At 62.0% G+C, this 14,993-nt stretch carries 16 protein-coding genes; 1 reads left to right on the top strand and 15 read right to left on the bottom strand.

The features are described from left to right. Positions 1–10: 10 nt before the first annotated feature. The 14 genes from virB11 to AC59GX_RS18810 form a co-directional block, all read right to left on the bottom strand. On the bottom strand, positions 11–1,033 hold the full coding sequence (gene virB11, locus AC59GX_RS18875) for a P-type DNA transfer ATPase VirB11 (RefSeq protein WP_497302252.1): 1,023 nt from the start codon (positions 1,031–1,033) through the stop codon (positions 11–13). A 4-nt stretch (positions 1,034–1,037) separates the two neighbouring features. Beyond that, positions 1,038–2,324 carry a type IV secretion system protein VirB10 gene (virB10, locus tag AC59GX_RS18870; RefSeq protein WP_497302251.1) on the bottom strand — a complete coding sequence of 429 codons (1,287 nt, stop codon included), beginning with the start codon at positions 2,322–2,324 and terminating at the stop codon, positions 1,038–1,040. Between the two features lies 1 nt (position 2,325). After that, positions 2,326–3,333, bottom strand: coding sequence for a TrbG/VirB9 family P-type conjugative transfer protein (locus tag AC59GX_RS18865; protein WP_497302250.1), 1,008 nt, complete (start codon positions 3,331–3,333; stop codon positions 2,326–2,328). Position 3,334: 1 nt separating this feature from the next. Further along, positions 3,335–4,012 (bottom strand): VirB8 family type IV secretion system protein, encoded by a 678-nt coding sequence (locus tag AC59GX_RS18860; protein WP_497302249.1) that lies wholly within the window; start codon positions 4,010–4,012, stop codon positions 3,335–3,337. Between the two features lie 486 nt (positions 4,013–4,498). Next, on the bottom strand, positions 4,499–5,533 hold the full coding sequence (locus tag AC59GX_RS18855) for a type IV secretion system protein (protein ID WP_497302248.1): 1,035 nt from the start codon (positions 5,531–5,533) through the stop codon (positions 4,499–4,501). A gap of 71 nt (positions 5,534–5,604) precedes the next feature. Next, positions 5,605–5,874, bottom strand: a complete 270-nt coding sequence (locus tag AC59GX_RS18850; RefSeq protein ID WP_497302247.1) for an EexN family lipoprotein — start codon at positions 5,872–5,874, stop codon at positions 5,605–5,607. Positions 5,875–5,876: 2 nt separating this feature from the next. Beyond that, entirely contained in the window at positions 5,877–6,599 is a 723-nt protein-coding gene (locus tag AC59GX_RS18845) for a TrbJ/VirB5 family protein (RefSeq protein WP_497302246.1), read from the bottom strand. 1 nt (position 6,600) lies between these two features. Further along, positions 6,601–8,967, bottom strand: a complete 2,367-nt coding sequence (locus tag AC59GX_RS18840; protein WP_497302245.1) for a VirB4 family type IV secretion/conjugal transfer ATPase — start codon at positions 8,965–8,967, stop codon at positions 6,601–6,603. Beyond that, positions 8,960–9,295 carry a VirB3 family type IV secretion system protein gene (locus AC59GX_RS18835; RefSeq protein WP_107955824.1) on the bottom strand — a complete coding sequence of 112 codons (336 nt, stop codon included), beginning with the start codon at positions 9,293–9,295 and terminating at the stop codon, positions 8,960–8,962. The genes AC59GX_RS18840 and AC59GX_RS18835 overlap by 8 nt, the downstream gene beginning before the upstream one ends. Position 9,296: 1 nt before the next feature. Beyond that, positions 9,297–9,623, bottom strand: a complete 327-nt coding sequence (locus AC59GX_RS18830; protein ID WP_426283629.1) for a TrbC/VirB2 family protein — start codon at positions 9,621–9,623, stop codon at positions 9,297–9,299. A 21-nt stretch (positions 9,624–9,644) separates the two neighbouring features. Further along, entirely contained in the window at positions 9,645–10,883 is a 1,239-nt protein-coding gene (locus AC59GX_RS18825) for an LPD7 domain-containing protein (protein ID WP_497302244.1), read from the bottom strand. 68 nt (positions 10,884–10,951) lie between these two features. After that, positions 10,952–11,551 carry a lytic transglycosylase domain-containing protein gene (locus AC59GX_RS18820; RefSeq protein ID WP_497302243.1) on the bottom strand — a complete coding sequence of 200 codons (600 nt, stop codon included), beginning with the start codon at positions 11,549–11,551 and terminating at the stop codon, positions 10,952–10,954. Further along, a complete protein-coding gene (locus tag AC59GX_RS18815) occupies positions 11,548–11,901 on the bottom strand; it encodes a hypothetical protein (protein ID WP_497302242.1) in 354 nt (117 codons plus the stop codon). Before AC59GX_RS18815 ends, AC59GX_RS18820 begins: the two co-directional genes overlap by 4 nt. Continuing rightward, the gene (locus AC59GX_RS18810; RefSeq protein WP_497302241.1) at positions 11,898–12,701 is read right to left on the bottom strand and encodes a lysozyme family protein; all 804 of its coding nucleotides are present in this window, start codon (positions 12,699–12,701) and stop codon (positions 11,898–11,900) included. Before AC59GX_RS18810 ends, AC59GX_RS18815 begins: the two co-directional genes overlap by 4 nt. 241 nt (positions 12,702–12,942) lie before the next feature. Between AC59GX_RS18810 and AC59GX_RS18805 the strand changes: the two genes are divergently transcribed. Next, complete coding sequence (locus AC59GX_RS18805; RefSeq protein WP_497302240.1) at positions 12,943–13,572, top strand: recombinase family protein; 630 nt, start codon at positions 12,943–12,945, stop codon at positions 13,570–13,572. Positions 13,573–13,775: 203 nt separating this feature from the next. Here the strand turns inward: AC59GX_RS18805 and AC59GX_RS18800 are convergent, their stop codons facing one another. After that, the gene (locus AC59GX_RS18800; protein ID WP_497302239.1) at positions 13,776–14,837 is read right to left on the bottom strand and encodes a GNAT family N-acetyltransferase; all 1,062 of its coding nucleotides are present in this window, start codon (positions 14,835–14,837) and stop codon (positions 13,776–13,778) included. Positions 14,838–14,993: the final 156 nt, after the last annotated feature.

Genomic DNA, 14,993 nt, shown 5'->3' with positions numbered 1-14,993 from the left:
CATAATCTCCCTAATCGTTCGGCTTGCTCGCTGGATCGAACCAAACTTCCGTCATGCGATAGCGCGCCGGCCGACCCTCACCAGGCGGCAGCCGGTGCATCTGCACGACGATATCGACCAGCGAGCGCAGCAGCGACCGGATGTCGTGGCGGTCGAGATCGTTGCCGCCCTCCGACTCCTTGACCAGCAGCGTAAGCTGCTCGAACGCGCCCTCGGCCGTGTTGGCGTGGACAGTCGTGATCGAGCCGGGATGGCCGCTGTTGACGTTGCGCAGGTAGAAGAACGCCGTGCCATCGCGCAGCTCCTGCAGGAGGATGCGATCGGGCCGCATTCGCAGCGCCGATTCCAGCAACTCCTTGGCCCCGGCCTTCTGGAGGCTTTGCCCGTCCTTGGCGTACATCATGTGGACGTGGTTGCGCTGCGGCACGACCAGCTCGCGCGTATCCTCGATCGTCAGGATCCGCTCATAGTCCGGGATCAGCTTGATGAGCCCCTTTGAGAAGCTCGTCTTGCCCGAGCCGGTAGCGCCGGAAATCAGGATGTTCTTGCGCGCCTCGACCGCCAGCTTGAAAAAGCCACGCCAGTCGCCCGCCTCGCGCAAGCGCAGCAGATCGGCATCGACATCTCCGTAGAGCCCGTGTGCGCGAACCTCGCTGAACAGTCCGGCACGCTCGAAATCGTCAATGTTCATGGTCACGCCCGACGCTTTGCGGATCGTGATCGAGATGAAACCTTGCTCGACGGCCGGGGGAACGACGACCTGTGCGCGTTCGCCCCCGGGCAGGACCGAGGAGCAGACCGGATGTTCGGAGTTGATATCCTGCTTGGTCAAGCCGGCGATCAGCTTGGCCAGCGTCATGAGAGCGGCGTTGTCGAGCGCCGGCTCTTCATGCCACTCCCACCCGTTGCGCGTCTCGAGACCGATCACCCCGGGCTCGTTGATAACCAGCTCGGTCACGTCGTCGCGAAGAAGATGCCGTCGGATCGGCTCGGCATTATGCTCGTAGATGAGCGACGTCGGGCTGGATGCCATCGGCTTAGCGCCTCAGCCCCACGTCATAAACCGAGCGAAAATCGAAGTCCTTGGCGACGAAGATCGCAGCGGTGTCGCCCTGGTTCTTCTTCAGGATCGGTTTGATGGTCATCGTATTCTGGAGCACCGTTTGCCCGGTTTGCCCCGGAACCTGCGTCGTGTTGCTACCCTCATTGGCAAGTGCTCGACCGGCGATCTGCGAGGAATCCTCCAGCACCGAGATGACGAGCCCAACGCCAAACCGCGCCCAGAACTGCGTATCCACACCGCCCGGAAGCCCTGCGCGACCGAGACTGTCGGCCGCGGGCGAACCGAGATCGATCGCAACACCACGGGGGGTCAGAGCGCGGGTCCACAGCACGAACAGGCGAGCCTGCCCCTGCGTGATGCCGCCCGAATACTGCCCAAGCACCTTGGTCCCCTTGTCGATGAGGACGATGCGACCGTTCTCGGAATAGACGTCGTGATTGATGACGCACGACACGAACCCGGCCTGCGTCGAATTGATCGCGGTCTGAAGCGTGCAGGGGATCACCGTACCGGCGCTCAGCAGCAGGTTCCGGTCGGCGACCATCGTGGCGCGGACGGTCTGGATCGCGGCGTGGCTGAGCTGGTCGTTGAAATCGGTCGCGCCCTTTGCCGGCGCAGCCAGCGTATCGTCACCCGACGGCCCGAACCCGCTTGCGCCGAACCCTTGTCGCGCGACCGTGGATTGCCCGCCACGCGACCCATCGCCTTGGGGCCCCCCTTGCTGCCCTTCCATGCCCGCGCCAGGCATGGCCGATGCCGTGCCGGTATTGCCGAAGGCCATGATCGGCGATCGCCGCGCCGCATCCGCCATCGCGTGAGCTTGCTCGGCCCGTCGCTGCGCCGGCGACTGCTGCCCGTTTGACGCGGTGGTGGTTGCCGAGACGGGGTTCGCGTTCGCATCGGCGACCTGGGTGCCGGCCGCTGGCGTGATCGGTCGCCCGAACACGTCGGTCTGTACAGCGTTAGGTTGCCCAAGCTGGCCCGCCAACGCCGCCCGCTGCGCGTTCGCAGAGCCCATCACATCGTCCACAGATCGCTCGCTGGCCTTAGCGGGCTGAGCTGCCGACGCCGTGCTGGCGGACTGGTGGAACGCGCTATAGCCGATCATGAGGCCACCCATCGTGCCGAGGAGACCGACCCCGGCGCCGATCAAGGCGATGTTGCCCCACCCGCCACTGCGTGCGACCGGGCTATCGATGTCGCTCGAAGGGACGGTATCCGCAGCGACGTCGCCGCCCCGGTCAATGACGGTGCTGGCCATGTTACTGTCCCTTCACTTTACGTTCGACCACATTGGAGACGGTGCCCGTGCGATCGCCGCGATCATTGCGCAGCGGCGCCTCGTTGTAGATGCACAGCACCGTCGAACCGCGCCGGAGGCGGATCTGACGATAGACCGCATGAATCACGACGAAATCCTCGCGAACATCGTAGGGGACGATGGTCTCGGTCCCGTCGACGTCGATCGCGAAGATCGAGGGGATGTCAGCGTGTCCTGGATAGCGCAGTACCGTGAACTCGCCATTGTCGGAGATCTCGGTCGGTTGCAGCGCGGAGTCGCCCTGCACCGTATAATTCATGTTCCGAGTGCCCTCGATTACGGCATGGTCGAGCGCTGCCTGGGCGACGTTGGTCTCGATCGCCTTGGCGGTTTGCGCCTGGGCGAGCTGCACCTGGAGCGCCGCCATGGCGCGTTCCTCGCGCGGATAACGGAAGCGGACACCGTACATCGTATCACCCGTTCCGAGCGACAGATTGAAATGGTAGGTTCGCGGCGTTCCGCCCGCGTTCGTGATGACGATCAGGTTCGTCCCGCCCGCCTTCTCACGCGGCTTCAGGAAGACGACGTTGCCGACCGGGGCGATCTGCCACGACACTGTGTCGCCGAGTGCCGCTTGCGTCACCGTCTCGCCCGGACCGAACTGGATCTCGATCGCGTGCCGGAAACTGCCGACGATCGTCACCACCTGGTCGGGATCGTAATTGACGTTGCGGACGCGCGCGTCCTTCCCGCCAGGGATAGGGGTCTCCGACGCAAACGCCGCTTGTGGGATCAACGTGACCGCAGCGGCCCCGACGATCGACAACGCAACGAGGCGTTGCCACACCGCACCAACCGAGCGCCAGAACCGGCTTTTCGAGCCGGTATCTGTCACCACCAATTCTGTGGTTGATGGTGACAGGCGAACAGCCAGCTTCTTGCGAAGCTCTGGCATGAAGGGGACGACGACGCGCTCGCCATCGTCCGGAATTGTTGGCTGATCGCTCATCTCACGCCTCCGGATCGGAACGATAATTGACGACCTGGAAGCCGAGCGGATCGATATTGCGATCCTTCTCATGCTCGGGCGCTGTGGTGTACCGGAAGGTCAGGATCGCGTTCCAATTCTGCGCGACCGGTGTGTTCTGACCGATGGTGATGATCTTGGTGTAGCGGACCTGCGCGACCGTCGGGCTGAGGAAGCTGATCGTCCGGATCGAGATCGAGACGAAGCCCTTGTTGCCGTAGATGTTTGAAGGCGCGTTCTTGTTGTTCGCCGAGACACCGTTCAGGTAACGCGCGCCCTCGAGCTGGTCGCTCATCAGCATCACGGCATAGGCGTTCTCGCGTGCAGCATCGTTCAGCCAGCCTTCGCGCATCCGAACATATTGCGAAATGAAGTAGCGGTTGACCGCATCGTCGTAGGTGCGCGGCTGCGGCCCCTTCAGGGCCGTGATGACCTGTGTTTCGCCGGACGACTTGTCGACTCGGATGACATAGGGCTCGACGGTCTTTAGCGGGGCCAACATCGCCACGGCCGCAGCCGACGCTACGGCGAGGGTGCAGGCCCCCGCGGCAACACCCCAAGCGATCTTCCTGGACTGGATAGCCGCCCGCATACGGTCGTATTCCCACGTCCTCGAGGTCTCGAAGTATTTCTCTTTATCTTCGGACTTCACCGCGCCCATGGCGTCGATCCCTTCAGCAAGAGGAGTAGGTCAGCGCGACGTCCCGCTGGGACGTTCGAGGCGCTGATCGCGGGACATTCATCGCTCCAGGTCCCATGGGCGCAGCAGGGGCGGCGCCCGGCGCCGGGGATGGAATGGGCATTGGTGCCGGCGTGTCATCCCGCATCAGCACTGGGTCTGGAACAGGTGCCGGCGCCGGCACCGGAGATGCTGCACCGGTAGGTGCGACGATCGACTGACCGGGACCTTGCTGAGACGCCGGCAGGGGCACGGGAAGGCTGGGTAGGACCGTCCCGTAAAGGTTGGCAGGACGACGGTGCTTCCCGTCACACACCGAGACAGGTTTGATGTGAGTCCCGGTGCAGCCGCTAAGCGCGACCGCGCCTAACGCCATGATGGTCAGCCTTTTCATACGGTCTCCGTTCGTATCTTTGCCACGCGGGCGGTGTGCGTGATCGATGGTCCGAAAGCGGCTAATCAGCCGATCTACGACGAGCGATTTGCCGATCCGCCTGGGCCGCGTCCTGCGCCTGGCTTGTTCCCCTGCGTGGCGCGCTTAAACATGAGCCGGTTCGCAGCCATGTTCATGCCGGTTTGCAGGAAGCCATGGCCACCAGAGGAGGCGCCACCTGCGATGCCAGCAGCAATTGCTGGCGACTGGAAGAAGAATATCGAGCCGACAATGTATATTGCGCAACAAACCAAGGTCGCAGCAAGGATGAGATCGGCTGACAAAGTAAAGGTCGTACCCTCGATGGTCACGAAGCCGGAGCCGTCCCCAACAGAGTTCATTATCCCGTCCATTGCTGCCTCCTGAAGGCCAGTAATGAACTTCGTCATGATCGCCATGACGACCATTAGCAGAATGAAGTTGACGGTCTGCTTCAGCCAACCATCAAACAGCCAGCGAGACGAGTTGAACAGAAGACAAGCAAGCGCGAGCGGCGCAAGGGCGACGCAAATTGCAACCGACAGCTTGGCGAAGATAACGATACAAAAACCGATCGAGGCGGAAAGGAATGCAAAAACGTAGAGAAGGCCGATGCAAGAATACGTAATTACCCAGCACCTAAGCTGAATAAGTGGTGTACGTACATCAGTTAGGCCCTTTGAAGGCATCAACTGTACCTTTGCGTTAGCCGAACTCATCTTGCTTGCGAGCTTGCCAGTATCGGAGACATACGTATCGAAAGTAGTGCCAGGGTTCGTGATAGGAGTGCCTGACCCCGCCGCGATGATCTCACTTGGCAGGTTCGTCACTACATTGACAACGAATGCCGAGTAGCCGACGGCGCCCGCAGCGGCGAGCACGAACCCGACTTTGCCCGCTTGAAAGACCAGCTCTCGTAGGGGTGCTTGTATCGCGCCCCTTAGAACTGCAAAGCCTAGCAGAAGAAAATAGATTATTGCGGCCAGCGCAAGTGGCGCAGCAACGAATATAACGAGCCCGGATCCAAATGAGGCAACAGACGTCGCGATAGCTGTCTCCACGTACGAATACATGGTCGTGAACAACGTCATGATATTGATTGGAGTGGCGGCTGGCATCTTTGCTAGACCTTAAGACACAGAAACGGGGTTACACCGCACAATCACCTTCTTATTGTATTAGCATTATAGAAATCGCTCGCGCTTTTCGCAGCGGCTGCCTCGGTGACAGATATGCTGGCTTCCTCGGTTGTGGAGCAGTACCTGGGTTTCTGTTCAGTGGTGATGTGGCTATACTGCCCCGTATCGCATTTCGCTTGCCACTCCTTGAGCAAAGAGCGGTTGGCGATCAGCTCCTGTGCTGTCGGTACGGCGACCTCTTGTTGGCAGCCGCAAGCAATGAGCACTGCGCAAAATGGCAAGAACTTCTTCATTTTCACTTCCTGATCGTATTCGCATCGTAGAAAGCGGCGGCATTACGTGCTGCCGCGGCTTCTGCGCCGCTATTTGCCAGATTGGCCTCACCAGCTTGTGCCATCTGGATTGCCTGCATCTTGAGCATGTCGTTCTGAAGCTGTGCCTGCTCGACCGAGATCCGCGCTTGAAGATCCATGACGTCTTTTGGGTCTTTCGCTACCGACAGTTGCTCACGGAGCTGGTCGAGGCCCTGCATCCGGGCCTGCGCGACGCTAAGCGTGTTCTCGCCCAGAGCGGCAGTCGCCGCAGCCGACCCAGTGGCGTCCTTGAGAGACTGCGCGTAAGCGGCGTCAGCGGATGATCCGCTTGCCGAGAGCGCGTACCGAGACTGGATGTTGCTCGCCAAGCCGGACAGTGATCCAAGCTTGGTCAAGTCGCCTCCCGTCAGTGTCGCGACATCGATCGTCGTGTTCGGCAGGAGGTTGCGCATCTGCGAATTGAGGAGCTGCGGCGCGATGCTGTTGACGTTGGTCAGCTTCGAGAGCGAATTGAACGAGTCCTGCGCCTGTTGAATTTGCTGCTTGCCCTGATCAATCATCTTGACCGTATTCTGGACCTGCGCGAGTGCCTGGACGTAGGTCGAGGTATCGAACACGGGGATACCCTGGGCAGCGGCCGGCGACGCGAACGCAGCGAGCGCGACCGGCGCGGCTGCAACCATGACGATGTGCTTTAGCGACATGTCAGCTTCTCCTTTGGTTGGCGTAGAAATGCGGCAGCCACGCCGCGGGATCGTTGCCCGCATGGGCAATGGCCTCCTCCATGGCGACGAGCGTCTCCTCGCGGCCAGAAAGCACTTTCAACTCGTTCGGCATCCCACCCAGATCGAGTTTCGCCACGATCGAGGTGTGCCCTTGCTTGACTAGGAAGGTGCGGCTCTCCGGCGTCAGATCCTCGCGGATCAGCCGGTACTCAGCCTCTGTCAGGCCTAACCCCTCGCAGTAATCCGACCGCTTGGCGTCCGAGTTAGGCAGGAGGATCTTGGTCGCCGTTTGCTCGATGATCGAGTGTGCGATCGGCGAGCGCAGCGCATCGGCCGGCGACTGCGTGCCAAACACCATGAAGGCGTTGCGCTTACGGAAGGTTTTCAGGCCGTCCTGCGCAAAGGCGCGGAACGCATCATCCTCAAGCGCCTTCCAGAACTCGTCCACGTCGACCACGACACGCTGCCCGTTCAGCAGCTCATCGACACGGTGGAACAGGTACAGCATCGTCGGCGTGCGGATCTCGGGGTTCTCGAGGAAGTCCGTCATGTCGAACCCGACGAACTGCGCCGCCATCGACACCTCGTCCTCCGGTCCGTCGAACGCCCAACCGAGCGGCCCGCCCAGGCACCAGCGCTCGAGCCGCGCCCCGATGCCCTCGGCATCGGAGTAGCCCAGCATCTCGCGCAGCGCGCTGAACGAACGCGATGGCGCCGGCAGGCGCATCACCGCGTCGATACCCTCGTCGATCAGTCGCTCTTCGGCGACGCTGAGCGGGCGGTTCTCGCGGCGCACCAGCACGCGGATGAACTGCCGCAGGAACGCAATGTTGTGCGGGCTGGCGGTCAGCCCCTTCAGCGGTGCAAAGCCAGTTGGCTCGCCATTACGCAACGCCAGATAGGTGCCGCCACAGGCGCGCACGAAGATCTCCGCACCGCGATCCTTGTCGAAGAAGACCTGCTTGGCGCCGGTCTTTTCGAGCTGCGCTTGCAGGAAGTTTTGCAGCACCGTCTTACCACCGCCTGTTGGGCCGATGATGAGCGTGTGGCCGATATCGGCGCGGTGGAAATTGAACCAGAACGACGAGCCCGCCCGCGTCTTCAGCAGCGTGACCGCATCGCCCCAGTGGTTCCCGGACTTGCGACCGGCCGGGAAGGTGTAGAACGGGCTGAGCGCCGCGAAATTGCGCGTGTTGATGACTGCAGGGCGTGCGCGCATCCTGAAGTTGCCGGGAAGCTGCGCCCAGAAGGCGGCTTCCAGTGCGACGTCCTCGCGCGCCATCACCATGCCCGTATCGGCCGCGGCCGATCGGGCGATCGACAGGCGCTCCAGCAGCCGCTTCGGATCCTCGTCGATAACCGAAATCGACAGATGATGCTCACCCATGGCGAAGCGGTTCGCCATGAGATCGTCGACACCCTCGAGCAGCTCCTCCGCTTGGCTGACACCGGCGTCGTCCGACGACACCATCTGCTTGTATTTTTTCGTGAAGCGATCGCTCGCAACCGACTTCACCAGCGGCGCGAAGCTCTGGGTCAGAACAAACGGAAAATCGAGCGTCAGCAGGCTGTTGAACTGCCCGCTCCGCGTGCTGGCGACATATTCGCGCACCCCGAACATGCTGAGGTAATGCGATGTGTGCGGCAAGCGGATCTCGGCCGCTTCGCGGCCAAACACGATGCGCGAGCAATAGAGCGCCTGACCGAGCCTGCCGTTGAGCAGTGGGATACGAATGCGATCGCCGGTCAGGATGAAGTGCAACACCTCCATCGGTTCGGAAAACATGACGCCGTTATGCTCGTAGAGTGACAACGCCTCCGGCGTGACGTCGGCGAGCAGCGATTCAAAATCGCGGCATTTGTCCGCCATGAGCGTCATCGCGCGATCATCGATCTGTACGTCGGCCTGCTTCTTCGAGAAGAAGCGCCCCACCTGATCGCCGGCCATGCTCGACGGGCGCACGAGGATCGTGACGTAAAATTCGTTGTGGTAGAGAACCTTCTCGCGCAGCGTCTCCGCGTACCTGTCCTGCAACTGACGCGCGAAGGCGGAGTGAAAATTGCCTCCGAGAACCGGGTCGGTCGCAGTGCGCACAAGATGCGTCCACATCGCCACGCGATCATCACCGATCGAGCGCCACGCGATGTTGAGCTTGCTATGCCATGTGTTGAGGTCGGAGATGTCGCTGGTCTCGAACGGCCGCCCATCGACGCGGTACATGCGCATGAGTGAGCCGTCTTCGAGCGCGACCAGTGTGTCGTCGGCGTGTCGCGTATAGGGGATGAACTTGATGTCATCCGCCTCACGAAGCGTGATCTTCTTATGCTTCAGCTTGGGGTCAGTCATTGCCGAAATGCTTCCGCTTCACGCCTTTGGCGAGGCGAACGGGAGAGTAACTTCCGCCCCCCCAGAACTTGCGATTCTTTGATAGAAAGCCCGTCTGGAACCACAGGCCCCACAGCCGGAACGCGTTGAAGTCGTAGTGACAGATTGCGCGTGCCGGCAGATAAAGCGCCCCGAACAAGGCCAGGGGGTAGAAGGGATTATGGAATATCCCCCAGAACACCATGCAGACCATGATGATCGGCAGGATCGCCTCGAGCGGCAATCCCATGAACACCGATGGCCTGGTCAGGGCAAGAAACACTCTATCCTCGGCAAGCTTGTCTTCCATGTTACGCCGAGCCGCCCATCCAGCCGACGATCGTCGCGGCCGAGAAGATGATGCCGATACCGATCAGCACCGTGACCGCTTTGCCCCAGTCCATCCGGCCGGTCAGCTTGGCATAGCCGACCGCCATCACGGCAATCACGCCGACGACCGAGGCGACCGTCGTCATCCACGTCTTGATCGTGCCAAGCCCGGTCTCGATCGACGTACCGCCGCTCTGTGCGAGGGCGGGCTGTGCGATCGCAACGAGGGCAACCGCACCTGCGATGCCGATAATTTGGCGAGCACGGCGATCGGACATCATCCGGCCCATCGGCTGAGTGAACTTCATACGCGTCTCCATGGCTTGCGTTTACCTCTCGAGGTCGGGGGTGATTTGGATCGGTTCGACTTGCCGAACGGGCGTTGGCTCACGCACCGAAACATCCAGGCCGCGCGACAGCGCGGCCGAGATCAATTCGCGGCTCTCGAGATTGGCGGACATGATGCGGTCCGCGTCTCCCTCGAAAGCCGCGCTAATATTTTGTTCCATTGCCACCTGCGCTTCGACCGCATTGGCAAGGCGTGGGTCAGACGCAATCCGCTCCTCGCTGCCGCGCAGGAACAGCTCCGCCAATTCCTCATTCTCGTCCCGCGCGGCGTCAGCGCCGTGCACCCGCTCCTCGCGAATGATTTCCGGTTCCTGCTGCTGATGCGGATACGGTATCAGCGTCCCAGCCCGTTCGTCCGCCCGCTCCGACTCTACAAACGACGCGACCAACTCTTTCGCCACCTCGTGACGATTAAGCCCCGACCGAACGATGTAGACCGCATCCGCGACCTCACCCTCCCACTCCCCATCACGCGCCATCCGGCGCAGATCGTCGGGCTCATAGCCCGCCTTGGAGAACGAGCTGGCCAAGGTCGCGCTTTCCAACGCCTGCTCCAGCGCGCCGTTGAGCGCCTCGTTGTTCACTTCGAGGCGCTCGTACCGGAACTCCCGTTCCATCGGCTCCAGGTTCGGTGTCAGGCTCTCGGAGAGCGCCTTATGGTCCTGGGTATAGACGCTCAGCGTCAGCAGCAGACGCTTGTCGGCATCCGACAACTCCGTGCTGCCTTGCGCTGGCGCCGCTTCCGCAACGGCTTCGCGACCGACATTGGCCGACCGCGCCGGAACCGTCGCTTCGATCGGGGCGACCGCCGCGATTGGCGCAACCGGTTCCACGACCGGCGCCGGCTTTGCAGCCGCCTCGCGTTCGCGCCGTGCTTCGTCAGCACGCCGGATATCCGCCATCCGCTCCTGTTCTGCGAAGCTCGGTTCATAACCGCGGACCGTCAGCCCCTCTCGCGATCCGGCCTCCCATACGGCCTTCTTGAACTCGGGCGATCCATCGACGTCGATCCCCTCCCAACCATTATGCTTGGCGATCTTCACTAGCGCGCCGACGGTCTCAGGGTCCTCCTTCCGAGCAACGATCCGATCGCCGTTGCCCAAGATCTCGATCGACGGGTCACCGCGATCACCCGCCCGAAACATGCCCATACGAACGTCGTTGGGGTCTTTTGCCGGGACAACGCGAACGTCGTACCGCTCGGCCAGATCGGGCGGCATCCTGAAGCCAGCCTCTCCGGCTCCCGGCTCCACGTCCCGCCCAGGCCGCGCGACGGTATTATCCACGCTCATTTGAAGACCTCGACTGAGTTGGAAGCGATCTGACCGACCACCCAGCTATCGTCGCTACTAGCGGGCTTGGCCGCGCTGGTTGCAGCGGCCGACACAGCGGGCGCACCCGGAATAGGCGGCGCGGCCTGAATCGTGCCTATGCCGCTCGCGGCCGACCACACGCGACCGACATACCCGTTGCGAAAGCCCCGCGTCAGCGTGCCGGTGTTGTAGAGCGAATAGGTCGCGGAAATCGCGTCGAGGCCGCTGTAGTGGCGGCTGGCGAGACCATAGCCCTCTTGCAGCAGCGACGACGCGAGACGCAGGTTCGTGCACGGATCGAACGCCTGTTCGACGCTGACGCCGAGCCGCGCGAAATTGGCCGAGTTGATCTGCGCCAAGCCCACATCGACCGTGTAGCCCTGCGCCATGTAGTGCCGAACCAACGCGGCACCCTCGGCAATAGAGCCGGCCCGCACGCGCGGGCCACGATTGACGTTGATCGCAAGATCGTCGCCGCCACTCTCCGTAACGACGAGCGGCACGACCGCTTCGGTCGCGACCTCAGACGCGCATTGCTGCACCAGCACGGTGAGGGCGGCGACGGCGTGCATCATTGCTGCGTCACCGTCTGGTAGCGCGTATCCAGCGAGTAGCGTGACGTGCTGCCGTCGGGCTCGGTCACGGTCATGGTATAACCATGCTTCGCCGACTTCATTTTTATGCCGACCCCGGTGCAGGACGGAAACCCGCCGCCCATCGCCAGCGCGTTCCACAGCTTCGTGATCGGAGGCACGCACTCCGCGTACTTGGTCGGCGACCCCGGAGTTGCGAGGCACAGGACCACCCGGCAGCCCCAATCCGACGCATACGCCGGTTGGGGCGCCGCGACGGCGATCAAACCGCCCGCACATAGTGCGATCGCACCCGTGGCGGCGCTCAGCTTATTTAGAAGACGTCGCATCATGAACCACCTCCCTGAGAAGCGCGCCAAGCTGCGCTGGCAAAGACGTCCCATTGTGGCGGGGCCTTCGCTTCGGTTTGCAAAACCGAGGCCGGCGCGCTGTGGGCCTCGGTCTCGACCGGCGCCGACGCCTGCGCATCAGCGCTGGCGACGTTGACGATCCAGTCTTCATCCTCCTCCTCGACCGGCCCTGTCCGGTCGATCACTTGATCCGGACGTGCAAAGGCGATGTGCCAATGATTGGAGTGCCCGCGATCACCCGGGCCTAGCAGCTCGATCAGGTGGATCCCGCTGTGTCCCATGAGCGCGCGGATTTGATCGCGGTTGATCGAATTGACGCCGCCTGCCGGCACGAAATCGACCGCCTGGCCGACCTTGTGCCAGCTATACCGCGCGCCGTAGCTCGCGTTCATAGGGCGGATCGTGTCGGTGATCCGGGCGCCGAAAGCGCGCCGGACCAGCGCGGCGACATTTGAGACCGTCGGCGCACCGCCTGCTGGCGTGCAAGCCGCCCCGTCATCGATATGCGCGAGCGAGCAGGCATCGAAAACTGATGCGGGCGTAACGCCGTAGGTCGCAAAGTCGCGTCCGCTGATCGCAAGTGGTCCCGCCACGAAATCTGCGCCCAACGTTATGAGATCCCGAACAGTCGCTTCGGCGTCCGCTTCGGTAACGGGCTCACGGCTCAGCGCCGCGCCCGCATGTACCGAGATCGCATAAGGCGCTGGCAGCGGCGTCACACCACCTCCGAGCCCTGCTGCGCAGACCTGGATCGCCTTTGCCGTGAGACCCACTGGAAGCATGACCGCCTTCCGCCAGCTTAGTACAAATTTGATCCTATTCTATAACTGACAGATCTGGCAACACGCAATCGCAAGGTGGCAATGACGTATCTGGTTATTGCGCCTTCGAAATTGCCTCCGCTGTCCCGCTCTCGCCCGGTTGCCGATTGGGGTGGCCTGGCGTAGAAAATCTCTTTTTTTGGGGTGACGGCGCGAAGCGTCGCGGTCTCAGGATAATGCGCTTCGCGTAAAGGGCAGAAGATTGGGCAAAAGCGTCGCTTTCCTAGCGCAAACACCGGGCTCGGCGACGATCGAAAACCAACAATCGTGCCTCAACCCTGATGACATCGAGGTCCTCGCGGGCCGCAAGACGTTCAGCCAGCTCAGCGAGCTGCTGGAGCGCAAGGGCATCGGCCTTGAGGCCGGTGATCGCGTCAAAGTCCATGATCTCTCCTGCCTCGCGATCGCGACCCCCATGCTCGTGCGAGCGATTGCCAAGCTGCTTCGGAATGGCGTCAGCTTTGAAATCTGTACGCCCCGGATTATTGTCGAGCCCGGCGCCGATGATAAGCTCCACGCGATGCTTGATGCACTCGACAGCCATTACCGGCACCTACACGGCATAAAGACGCATCCCGCCGAGATGTCGTCCCCAGGTCGCAAGCAATTGCTTGGTCCCGACAAATTACCGGAGATTCGTGAAAGGCTCAGCGCCCCAGGCGCAACCGCTACGGACGTCGCCCAAGAGTTAGGCGTCGCCCGGTCCACGCTCTTCAACTACCTCGAGCGATACGACCTCGACCGCCGCGCTGGTAGGGAGAAGAAGGGCGTAAACCGGCGTCCCGAGAGCAGCGGCGATGACAGTCATGTCGCGGAAAGTGACCGGGATTAGGCTGCCAGCTAGGATGCGATCGACCCGGCTTGACGGCAGCGCGCTCCGCTCCGCAAGCTCGTCCTTGGATAGCCCCATTTTGCCGAGCAAGGCTTGAACGCGGTCCGCAAAACGCGATCGCACCTCTGCGCTATCCCGCACAGCTATCTCTTCTGCCCCCGATGCCGTGGTGGGTTCCGTCTGAGGGCGGCCCGACACCCTGGTCATGCCGCTAACGACGAACGGACGAGCGACATGTCGAGGGGACCCCGCTCGTCCCAACGGCCCTCCGGCCTGATCGCCATCATTGGATCTATCCCGAACCGGATTTCGAGCGGATCCGCGGCCAGCTCCGCGACGATCTCGACATATTCCACGTCTGAGAACAAGAAAGGCGGGCGTTCCGGGATGACATCAAAACTTAGACGCTGCCAAAATCCGACTAGGTCCGAGCGTGAATGTCCGTATATCCGGCGGAAGCCCTTCCGCGCACAGTGAGCCAGCGCTGCTTCGACCAAAGGACGCGATAAGCTTCGGCTTCGATACGCGCGGCGAATAGCAAGGCGTTCTAGCTTCGCAGAATCCCCGAAATAGCGGATGGGGATGCACGCAGCCGGATCATCACCGACATAAGCCAGAATCTGTGTCGCACAAAAATCATTGCCGTCGAACTCTTCCTCGTAAGGGCATGCCTGTTCAGCTTGGAAGGTGGCGGAGCGGACCGAGAAGACCTTGGCCATGTCCTTAATCGAACGTGCCATGCCGACGTGCACATGCCCCCGACGTTCCCGTTCGATGGTCCGGGCTATATCGATCGGTACGGAATTGTGCGGGCATGCCGCAACCAAATGGGCGGAGGCAGCGGGGAACATCTCCTGAGCCGGACGGAAACCGACAGCACGTTGGATGCTCGCCGAAGCATCCGTCGCTCCGTACGAGAATATGGCGCAGCCCTCCGGACAAAGTTCGCGAAAGAGCCGCGCTATGGGCTCGAACATGCGGATCAACAGCCCCGGCGCGACGATCAGCCAGATCGCGATGGCCGATGGTTTTTCGCCTGCCGAGCAGATCCATGCCGGGTCGGGCCTGCTGCCATCATACCGGCCTGTCATCAGCGCCCATGCTCCGTACGCATTGAGCGGGAGGTAGGCGAAGATGCCCGCTGCCCCATCTTCCCCGGGCACGGTTAAGGATCGGACGATATCAAGGTTCTTCTCGGGCATTTGGGCAACATGGACGCCGTCCGCCAGAGGAAGCAGCGCGCGCACCTCATCGATCATCTTCATGGTGCTACCGGAAGGGAGCCGCTGTAGCCGGACTTGCCGACGGTGATTACGCGCAATGAGCGCACCCATGCGCTCATTGAAGCAACCATTCCAGAAAGAGGTCGGTTGGGAGCCTATCGGGTTGCCAACGTCTTGAAACATTCGATATCCCCGGGA

The sequence above is a fragment of the Sphingomonas sp. 320_CC genome (assembly GCF_059691795.1).
Note: the sequence above shows the minus strand (reverse complement) of the source record. Positions and strands in the feature narration are given on the sequence as shown.

Coding starts and splice junctions, on each gene's coding strand:
- virB11 (WP_497302252.1), bottom strand. CDS start 1,033: ATGGCATCCAGCCCGACGTCGCTCATCTACGAGCATAATGCCGAGCCG.
- virB10 (WP_497302251.1), bottom strand. CDS start 2,324: ATGGCCAGCACCGTCATTGACCGGGGCGGCGACGTCGCTGCGGATACC.
- AC59GX_RS18865 (WP_497302250.1), bottom strand. CDS start 3,333: ATGAGCGATCAGCCAACAATTCCGGACGATGGCGAGCGCGTCGTCGTC.
- AC59GX_RS18860 (WP_497302249.1), bottom strand. CDS start 4,012: ATGGGCGCGGTGAAGTCCGAAGATAAAGAGAAATACTTCGAGACCTCG.
- AC59GX_RS18855 (WP_497302248.1), bottom strand. CDS start 5,533: ATGACGTTGTTCACGACCATGTATTCGTACGTGGAGACAGCTATCGCG.
- AC59GX_RS18850 (WP_497302247.1), bottom strand. CDS start 5,874: ATGAAGAAGTTCTTGCCATTTTGCGCAGTGCTCATTGCTTGCGGCTGC.
- AC59GX_RS18845 (WP_497302246.1), bottom strand. CDS start 6,599: ATGTCGCTAAAGCACATCGTCATGGTTGCAGCCGCGCCGGTCGCGCTC.
- AC59GX_RS18840 (WP_497302245.1), bottom strand. CDS start 8,967: ATGACTGACCCCAAGCTGAAGCATAAGAAGATCACGCTTCGTGAGGCG.
- AC59GX_RS18835 (WP_107955824.1), bottom strand. CDS start 9,295: ATGGAAGACAAGCTTGCCGAGGATAGAGTGTTTCTTGCCCTGACCAGG.
- AC59GX_RS18830 (WP_426283629.1), bottom strand. CDS start 9,623: ATGAAGTTCACTCAGCCGATGGGCCGGATGATGTCCGATCGCCGTGCT.
- AC59GX_RS18825 (WP_497302244.1), bottom strand. CDS start 10,883: ATGCCGCCCGATCTGGCCGAGCGGTACGACGTTCGCGTTGTCCCGGCA.
- AC59GX_RS18820 (WP_497302243.1), bottom strand. CDS start 11,551: ATGATGCACGCCGTCGCCGCCCTCACCGTGCTGGTGCAGCAATGCGCG.
- AC59GX_RS18815 (WP_497302242.1), bottom strand. CDS start 11,901: ATGATGCGACGTCTTCTAAATAAGCTGAGCGCCGCCACGGGTGCGATC.
- AC59GX_RS18810 (WP_497302241.1), bottom strand. CDS start 12,701: ATGCTTCCAGTGGGTCTCACGGCAAAGGCGATCCAGGTCTGCGCAGCA.
- AC59GX_RS18800 (WP_497302239.1), bottom strand. CDS start 14,837: ATGAAGATGATCGATGAGGTGCGCGCGCTGCTTCCTCTGGCGGACGGC.